Source organism: Streptomyces sp. SID3212 (assembly GCF_009865405.1).
Classification (GTDB): Bacteria; Actinomycetota; Actinomycetes; order Streptomycetales; family Streptomycetaceae; genus Streptomyces.
Map to the genome: position 1 here is coordinate 1 of NZ_WWJY01000486.1, position 7093 is coordinate 7093.

At 70.2% G+C, this 7093-nt stretch carries 9 protein-coding genes; 5 read left to right on the forward strand and 4 right to left on the reverse strand.

The genetic code is table 11. The features are described from left to right. Nucleotides 1–780: LuxR family transcriptional regulator (locus GT042_RS14735; RefSeq protein WP_237530809.1), on the forward strand; the 780-nt coding region annotated here is incomplete at its 5' end. 406 nt (nt 781–1186) lie between these two features. Continuing rightward, nucleotides 1187–1783, forward strand: a complete 597-nt coding sequence (locus GT042_RS14740; protein WP_161309167.1) for a CGNR zinc finger domain-containing protein — start codon at nt 1187–1189, stop codon at nt 1781–1783. A gap of 67 nt (nt 1784–1850) precedes the next feature. Here GT042_RS14740 and GT042_RS14745 read toward each other — a convergent pair whose 3' ends face one another. Then, the gene (locus GT042_RS14745; RefSeq protein ID WP_237530810.1) at nt 1851–2708 is read right to left on the reverse strand and encodes an MBL fold metallo-hydrolase; all 858 of its coding nucleotides are present in this window, start codon (nt 2706–2708) and stop codon (nt 1851–1853) included. Nucleotides 2709–2807: 99 nt separating this feature from the next. On the opposite strand from GT042_RS14745, the gene GT042_RS14750 reads away from it, so the two are divergent. After that, nucleotides 2808–3218 (forward strand): hypothetical protein, encoded by a 411-nt coding sequence (locus GT042_RS14750; RefSeq protein ID WP_161309168.1) that lies wholly within the window; start codon nt 2808–2810, stop codon nt 3216–3218. 373 nt (nt 3219–3591) lie between these two features. Here GT042_RS14750 and GT042_RS14755 read toward each other — a convergent pair whose 3' ends face one another. The 3 genes from GT042_RS14755 to GT042_RS14765 form a co-directional block, all read right to left on the reverse strand. Then, the gene (locus GT042_RS14755; RefSeq protein WP_161309169.1) at nt 3592–4245 is read right to left on the reverse strand and encodes a hypothetical protein; all 654 of its coding nucleotides are present in this window, start codon (nt 4243–4245) and stop codon (nt 3592–3594) included. After that, nucleotides 4221–4409 carry a hypothetical protein gene (locus GT042_RS14760; RefSeq protein ID WP_161309170.1) on the reverse strand — a complete coding sequence of 63 codons (189 nt, stop codon included), beginning with the start codon at nt 4407–4409 and terminating at the stop codon, nt 4221–4223. Before GT042_RS14760 ends, GT042_RS14755 begins: the two co-directional genes overlap by 25 nt. Nucleotides 4410–4498: 89 nt before the next feature. Beyond that, nucleotides 4499–5113 (reverse strand): TetR/AcrR family transcriptional regulator, encoded by a 615-nt coding sequence (locus tag GT042_RS14765; protein WP_161309171.1) that lies wholly within the window; start codon nt 5111–5113, stop codon nt 4499–4501. A 110-nt stretch (nt 5114–5223) separates the two neighbouring features. On the opposite strand from GT042_RS14765, the gene GT042_RS14770 reads away from it, so the two are divergent. Together GT042_RS14770 and GT042_RS14775 are read left to right on the forward strand one after the other, a co-directional pair. Further along, complete coding sequence (locus GT042_RS14770) at nt 5224–6279, forward strand: aldo/keto reductase (protein WP_161309172.1); 1056 nt, start codon at nt 5224–5226, stop codon at nt 6277–6279. A 127-nt stretch (nt 6280–6406) separates the two neighbouring features. Then, on the forward strand, nt 6407–7093 hold a 687-nt coding region (locus GT042_RS14775), incomplete at its 3' end, for an SDR family NAD(P)-dependent oxidoreductase (protein ID WP_161309173.1).

Here is a 7093-nt window from a genome sequence, read left to right on the forward strand (position 1 = left end):
CTGGCCGGGGCGGGACCCCACGGGCTCACCCAGGCCGCCACGCTCGCGGGCTGGGCCGTGGCCCGCGCGGAGCTGGCCGAGGGCCGGTGCGCCGAGGCCGCCGCCCGCCTGGCACCGCTGGTCGGACAGGGCCTCCGGGGCGGGCACTTCGCGGTCCGGATGCCGGCCGTGCCCTGTTACATCGAGGCTCTCGTACTGGCAGGACAGGGCGCCGAGCCCCACGCACGGACCGCCGTTGAGGAGTTCATGGTCTGGGCGGCCCACACCGCGGACCCGCAGGCACCCGCCCAACTGGCCCGCTGCCAGGCCCTGCTGGCCCCCACGGGCCAGGCCGCGCAGTGGTACGAGGAGGCGCTGCGCCGGCACGAACACGCTCCCGGAGACTTCGAACGCGCCCGTACCCAACTCCTCCACGGCCACTGGCTCCGGCGCCGCCGCAGGACCCGCGAGGCCAGAGGCCCGCTCCGGGACGCCCTCATCGCCTTCGAACGGTGCGGCGCGGATCTCTGGTCGGGCCGGGTACGCGGCGAACTACGAGCCGCAGGCGAGACGGTCCCGCCCCCGACCGGCGAACGCCCCCGCGGCCCCGGCCCGTTGCACACGCTCACCCCCCAGCAACAACGAATCGCCCGCTGCGTGGCGGAGGGCGCCACCAACCGCGAGGTGGCCCTACGCCTGTCCCTGAGCCCCCGCACCGTGGACCACCACCTGCGCAACGTCTTCGCCACCCTGGGCATCCGCTCCCGCACCGAACTCGTCCGCTGGCTCGACCGAACCTAGTGCGTCTCCGCGAAGCGGGGTCCGGCTCGCGACGTCCCCAGCACGTACCGAAAATCGTCTCCGGGGTACGGCTCACACGCGCGCGGAATCCCGCGTCCGACGGTAGGTCAAGAACCCGGCCGACCTGATCGCGACCGACGAGAACGTCGCCATCGAGCGTGTTCTCATCAACGGAGAGGAAGAGGAATACGCGCATGAACCTCGTCCCCCGAGGGCTGATCGTCTCGCTGACCCCGTCGCCGTGAAGGTGGACGGCCCCGACCGATTCGCCGGCGCGGCACACGCGGGCTGATCGTGCCGACCCGACCCAGAACCCGACGGGAGGTTCGCGCGGACATATGCAGAGGTAGTACGGTTACGTCATGAGACGTGGGCGAGAGATACCGCCACCCCGGGAGCGTGGGATATGACCGGCCGGTTCGGCCTCGCCCCGGCACCGGCGGGACTCCGCCTGATCCAGGACCTGGTCAACACCTCCCTCTACGCGCAGAGGGGAGAGCCGGGGCCGGATCTGCTCGCGGACCTGACCACGGCCCGCACCTGGCTCGCCCGGACGCTGGCGGACTGGTCCGAGGCGTCGGGGCTTCGGGCGCCCGCCGTCGATCTCCGGGAGGGCGACCTCGGCGAGCTGGTGGAGCTGCGCGAAGCGCTGCGCGGTGGTCTGCGCGCGAAGGCGGAGAACGCCGGCCCGCCGCCGCCCGGTGAGCGGGGCTTTCGCAGGATCGCTTCCGAGGTGTGGCTGGACATCACGGCGGAGGGCGAGGTGGAGTACACGCCGTCGCGGGACGGTGCGCGCGGGGTGAGTGCCCTGGTGGCGATGGAGATGCTGCTCGCCCGTACGGCAGGCACCTGGACGCGTCTCAAAACATGCGCGCAACCGAGCTGCGGCGCCGGCTTCTACGACACGTCCCCCAACCGTTCGCGGGCCTGGCACAACACCAAGACCTGCGGAAATGTCAACAACCTCCGGGCCTCGCGGGCACGCGGACGACAGGTGACGTGACGACAGGTGACGTAGCGGGCGACCGTGCTCGGCCTCGCCCCCCGACCGACAGCCGGCCGCCCCCGTTTCACTCACTGTCCTCCGGCAGCAGGCGTCGCGCCGACAGCCAGACCGTCAGGGGGTTCACACGGTCCGGGAACAGCCTGGTCATCTCGTCGAAGTAGCCGAGACGGGTGGGCCGGCCGTCCAGGACCCCCTCCGCGGCGTCCAGGTAGGAGCGGGTCTCCGCGATGTCGGACGGATGGTTGCCCCGGGACTTGTCCTGATGGCCCGACACCACGTGGTCCGGGGCCAGTGATGCGACCACGTCCAGGGCGCGGCGCCACGCGTCGAGTCCGCCGTCGGCGGCTTCGGCGAGGTACAGGTGGACGTTGTTGTAGACCACGTCGCCGGCGGCGACCAGCCCGATCGAGGGGACGTGGAGCACCGTGGTGTTGTCCGTGTCGCTGTGGCCCGCCCGCACCGGGAGCAGCGGGTGGCCGTCGACCTGGAACCCGTCCTCCGGCACCGTCACCGGCTCGAAGGACACGACGGGAATCTGCCCGGGGAACAGCGCCGGCCAGATCCCGGTCGCCTTCCCTTCGGGCGCGGTCGCACGGATCGCGTCGATCGTGGTCGGTGTGGCGTAGACCGTGACGCCGGGGAACCGCTCGACGAGCGGCTGGGTCCCGAGCCAGTGATCCGCGTGTCCGTGGGTGAGGTAGACGGCGGTCAGCCGCTTGCCGAAGCTCTCGACCCAGTCGCCGAGTTCGGCCGCCTGGCCCAGTGTGATCGGCGGGTCGACCAGCGCGGCCTCGGTGGGTCCGTGAATCAGGGTGTGGGCCAGCGGCGACCACGCACCCGCCGTACCGTCGGGCAGGGTCAGCGCCGCCGGAGCGACGGGTGCCATGCCCGACACATGAACGTCGAAACGCAGAGTACTCATGGGGAAACTCCCAGTGCGTCGTTGCCCGGTCACTTTCGTACGTGACACAAGTATAGTGGGTTTGGTTATGTCCTGACTGTACGAGCAAAGGGATGGGCGATGTCATCATTCACGGACGACCTGGCAGAGGACGTCACCCTTGAGGGATCCGTCATGAATGCCGTACTCAGGGGCCGTGACGCGGTACTGGCCCAGCTGGCGGTCGTCAGTGGGTTCTACAGCGATCGGGTCGACCTCTTCAGCTTCGACGTCGGCGACCACCACGTGGAGGAGTACGAGGCGGTGGTGGGCGGGCGGCCGATCAAGGCCACCGCGACGATGCGCCGCAATGCCGAAGGCAAGATCGACGCGGTGGTCGTCAACCACCGTCCGCTGTCCGCGGCGCTCACCTTCTCACGCCTGATCGCCGAGTCCCCGATCGGCGCCCGGTCGGACCCCGACCGCTTCTACCGCCCCGAAGGACAGACGTACCAGGACCTGCTGGACTACACGGACGGCCAGAACACGTAGCCTCCGCGAGCCCCGTCGGGCAACGGCGTCCACCAGGCCTCCTGTTGGCCGGTGTACGGCTCCTGCGGGAGCGTGGCGCCTTCGGAGAAGGAGCTGACTGTTGTAGCGCGTGGGCTGGTCCGCGGCGACGGTGTGGCCGGAGTGTGTGAGGGCGAAGAAAACCGGAACCGCTGCCGAAGACCAACTGGGGACCAGCCACTTCGGTACAGGAGGCCCGGGGCTGGTGGAACCATTTGCTCCCGGGCCGCAACGGACCAACCGGATTTCCACTGGTGGTACAGGGCCCACGCCTCCGTGCGCGATGCGCGACGTACGGGTGCTCTCTGAACTCCGCCTCCTGCACTGCTGAATGACATCACTCACTTGCGAGTGGTCACCACGCGGTCAGATCGACTGTGTGGGAGCAGTGGGGGTCGGCTGTGTCTGGTGCCCAACGCTCTTTCTCGCATACGAGTGAGGGGAGAGCGGCCAGGAGGGCGGTCAGTGCGCCGGTGAGACGCACGTCGGCCGCGATCAGGCCGTCGGATTCCTCGACCGCGAGGTAGAGGCGCATGCTGTCGGGGCCGGTGAACAGGAAGCCGCACAGCGCCGGGTTCGGTGGCGCCTCGACGAACGGCCAGGCCAGTGTGTGCAGGACACGCAGCGCCTGGTCCGCCAGGGGTGGTGGGGCGGGTTCGAGGGTGTCGGTGTCCACTCGGACCAGAGCCATCCCCATCACCGAGGCGTCCGAACCGGGGGGAGTGCCGACGGCGAGCGTCCGTGTCCACCCCAGCACCAGGGGAGCGGTCACCGGTTCGTCATCGTCGTCCAACAAGGGGATCTCGTAGGCGACCGACGCCGGTCCCACCTGGGCGTCGGCTGCTCCGGTCACGACCCGCACGGCGTCCCGCGTCGGCAGCACGCCGCGCAGGAAGGTCCGGCCGGCAAGGGGCACCAGTGTGTGGCCGAGGAGGAAACGGACGAGGTACGCCTGCTGCTCAAGGGCCTCCTCCTGAGCCTCGTTCACTCGTTGACCCAGTTCGGACATTTGGCAACGCCTTTGCAGTAGGCCGTGATGACGCCGATCTTCTTGCCCTTGCCCACATCGTATTCACCGTCGGCGATTTCACCGTCGGCGATACGGCGTGCGTACCGCACGATCACCACGATGTTGACCCGCTTGCGGCCATTGAGAGCGACCCAGGCGTACAAGGCGCCGCTCGCCGGCAACCCCGGGTGAGCCGCGGGCAGCTTGACGACCCCACTCGCCGACCGCTGCCCCCCCCTCGGCCGAAGGGCTTTCACGCCGCGCGGGCGATCGCGGCGTCGATCAGCGTGGCGGCGAGCGCCCGGCCGTCGGCGAGTGGGCTCGTGTTGTCGACGGAGGTGGTCAGTGCCCTCGCGCCCTCGAACAGGACGGCCAGTTGCCGTGCCAGGGTCTCGGGGTCCTCGGCACCGGCCTCCCGTGCGGTGTCGGTCAGGCGCTGCGTGAACCGTTCCTTGTGGTGGATGGCCGCCGCGCGAACCGCCGGCAGTGTGCCTGCGGTCTCCACGGCGGCGTTGTGGAAGGGGCAGCCGCGCAGGGGCACGCCGGCCGGCGGGGCGGCGAAGAGGCCGAGGAGTCGTTCGCGGGGCGTGAGGTCGGAGCGGTTCAGGACGTGCTCGCCGGGCGGGGTCTCCTCCTCCAGTTGTCGCAGGTACTCGTCGACCAGGGCGTTCTTGCTCGGGAAGTGCTGGTAGAAGGTCCGCCTGGAGACATGCGCGACCTCGGTCAGGCGCTCCATGCCGGTGGCGTTGATGCCCTCCTCGTAGAAGAGCTTGTTCGCCGCCCACAGGATCCGCTCACGGGCACCGCGCCCCCCACGCCGCGGTGCGAGGTCCGGGCTCGTCGTGGTGTCCGTACCACTGGTGTCCATACCACAAGTGTACCGACCGTTCTCACCAAAGTGCACCGATCGTTTTACATGAGGCGGGAGGCGATGTACCGTCGAAGACGAAGTACACCGATCGTTCTACAGGAGGCGCAATGCGCTACACGACCTTCGGCCGCCGCACCGGTCTACGGGTCTCCGAGGTGTCACTGGGGGCGGGTACGTTCGGTACGCGGGCCCGCGTCGGCACGGAACCGGACGAGGTACGTCGTATCCTCGACCGCTTCGACGACGCCGGCGGCACCTTCATCGACACGTCCGAGTCGTACCAGGCCGGCGAGTCGGAGGAGATCCTCGGCGAGCTGCTGACCGGACGGCGCGACCGCTTCACGCTGGCCACGAAGTTCTCCGGCGGCAGCGGGTCCGACCGGGGCGTCGCGGCCACCGGCAACAGTCTCAAGAACATGCGGCGCGCCGTGGAGGACAGCCTGCGCCGGCTGCGTACCGACCACATCGACCTGTTGTGGGTGCACTTCCCCGACGGAGTGACGCCCATGGAAGAGATCCTGCGCGGATTCGACGACCTGGCGCGGCAGGGCAAGATCCTGCACGGCGGGCTGTCCAACTTCCCCGCCTGGCGTTCCGCCCACGCCGTCGCCCTCGCGGAGGCGCGCGGCCTGGCCCCGATCATCGGTGTCCAGTTCGAGTACAGCCTGGTGGAGCGGACCGCGGAGCGCGAGATCCTGCCCATGGCCGAAGCCCTCGGGCTGGGCGGGGCGCTGTGGTCGCCGCTCGGCGGCGGGCTGCTCACCGGCAAGTACCGCACCAGCGGCGAGGGGCGGCTGCGCGACTGGGGGCGCATCGTCCACACCGAGGACAGCCGGCAGAAGACCGCGGTGGTGGACGCCGTCCTGACCGTGGCCAAGGAGACAGGTGTACGTCCCGCACGGGTCGCCGTCGCCTGGGTGCGGGAGCGCGCCGAGCGCTCGGTGACCCCGCTCGTACCGGTGATCGGCCCGCGCACCCTGGCACAGCTGGAGGAGTACCTCGGTGCGCTGGACGTCCGCCTGGACGCCGAGCAGTACCGGCGCCTTGACGAGGCCAGCGGGGTTCCCCTCGGCCAGCCCCATGCTGTGATCGCCGAACAGGTCCCCTTCGTCCTGGGCGGCGACGCCTCTCGCTTCCGTACCCCCGCGGTACCGCTCGCCTGACCACCGCCCCCGTCGCTGGGAAAGCCGGCAGGCCCCGCGCATTCGCCACAACCGCACACCGATTCCGCAACCACACAGGCGTCACCACGCCGAGTGAGTTTGATATTCACACCCAAAGGAGAGATCCATGCCTTCCGTACTGATCACCGGCGCGTCCAAGGGCATCGGCCGGGCCACGGCCACCGAGTTCGCGGCACGCGGCTACCGCGTCATCGCCACCGCCCGTGACCCCCGCGCACTGGAGGACCTCAAGGTCGACGAACGGCTCAGGCTCGACGTCACCGACCAGGCCGGCGTCGACGAGGCCATAGCCGCCGCAGGCGAGGTCGACGTCCTCGTCTCCAACGCGGGAACGATCTTCGTCGGCTCGGTGGAAGCGAGCCCCGTCGCCGAGATCGAGCGACTCTTCGCCCAGAACACCGCCGGCGCCATCCGCGTCACCCAGGCGGTGCTCCCGCAGATGCGCGAGCGCGGAAACGGACGCCTGCTGTTCGCCTCCAGCCTCGTGGGCCGGATCGTGTTCTCCGGGGGCGCCGCCTACGCGGCCACCAAGTGGGCGCTCGAAGCGTTCGGCGAGGCCCTGGCGCTGGAAACCGGCCCGTTCGGCATCCACACCACCTTGCTGGAACTGGGCACGGTGAACTCCGGCGCGCTCGACAACCCGCTGGTCTACCGGCTGCCCGACGACCCGTACACCGCGCTGGCCACCGACCGTATGGACGGCACCGGCGCCCTCTCCACGGAGGAGGCCGCCCGCGCCATCGCCGACGCCGCGGAGCTCGACGCGCCGCCGCTGCGCCTGCCGGTCGGCGGC

Excerpts from the sequence above, each read along its gene's own strand:
- GT042_RS14765 (WP_161309171.1), bottom strand. The coding sequence starts at position 5,113 with ATGGACACCAGTGGTACGGACACCACGACGAGCCCGGACCTCGCACCG.
- GT042_RS14745 (WP_237530810.1), bottom strand. The coding sequence starts at position 2,708 with ATGAGTACTCTGCGTTTCGACGTTCATGTGTCGGGCATGGCACCCGTC.
- GT042_RS14770 (WP_161309172.1), top strand. The coding sequence starts at position 5,224 with ATGCGCTACACGACCTTCGGCCGCCGCACCGGTCTACGGGTCTCCGAG.
- GT042_RS14750 (WP_161309168.1), top strand. The coding sequence starts at position 2,808 with ATGTCATCATTCACGGACGACCTGGCAGAGGACGTCACCCTTGAGGGA.
- GT042_RS14755 (WP_161309169.1), bottom strand. The coding sequence starts at position 4,245 with ATGTCCGAACTGGGTCAACGAGTGAACGAGGCTCAGGAGGAGGCCCTT.
- GT042_RS14740 (WP_161309167.1), top strand. The coding sequence starts at position 1,187 with ATGACCGGCCGGTTCGGCCTCGCCCCGGCACCGGCGGGACTCCGCCTG.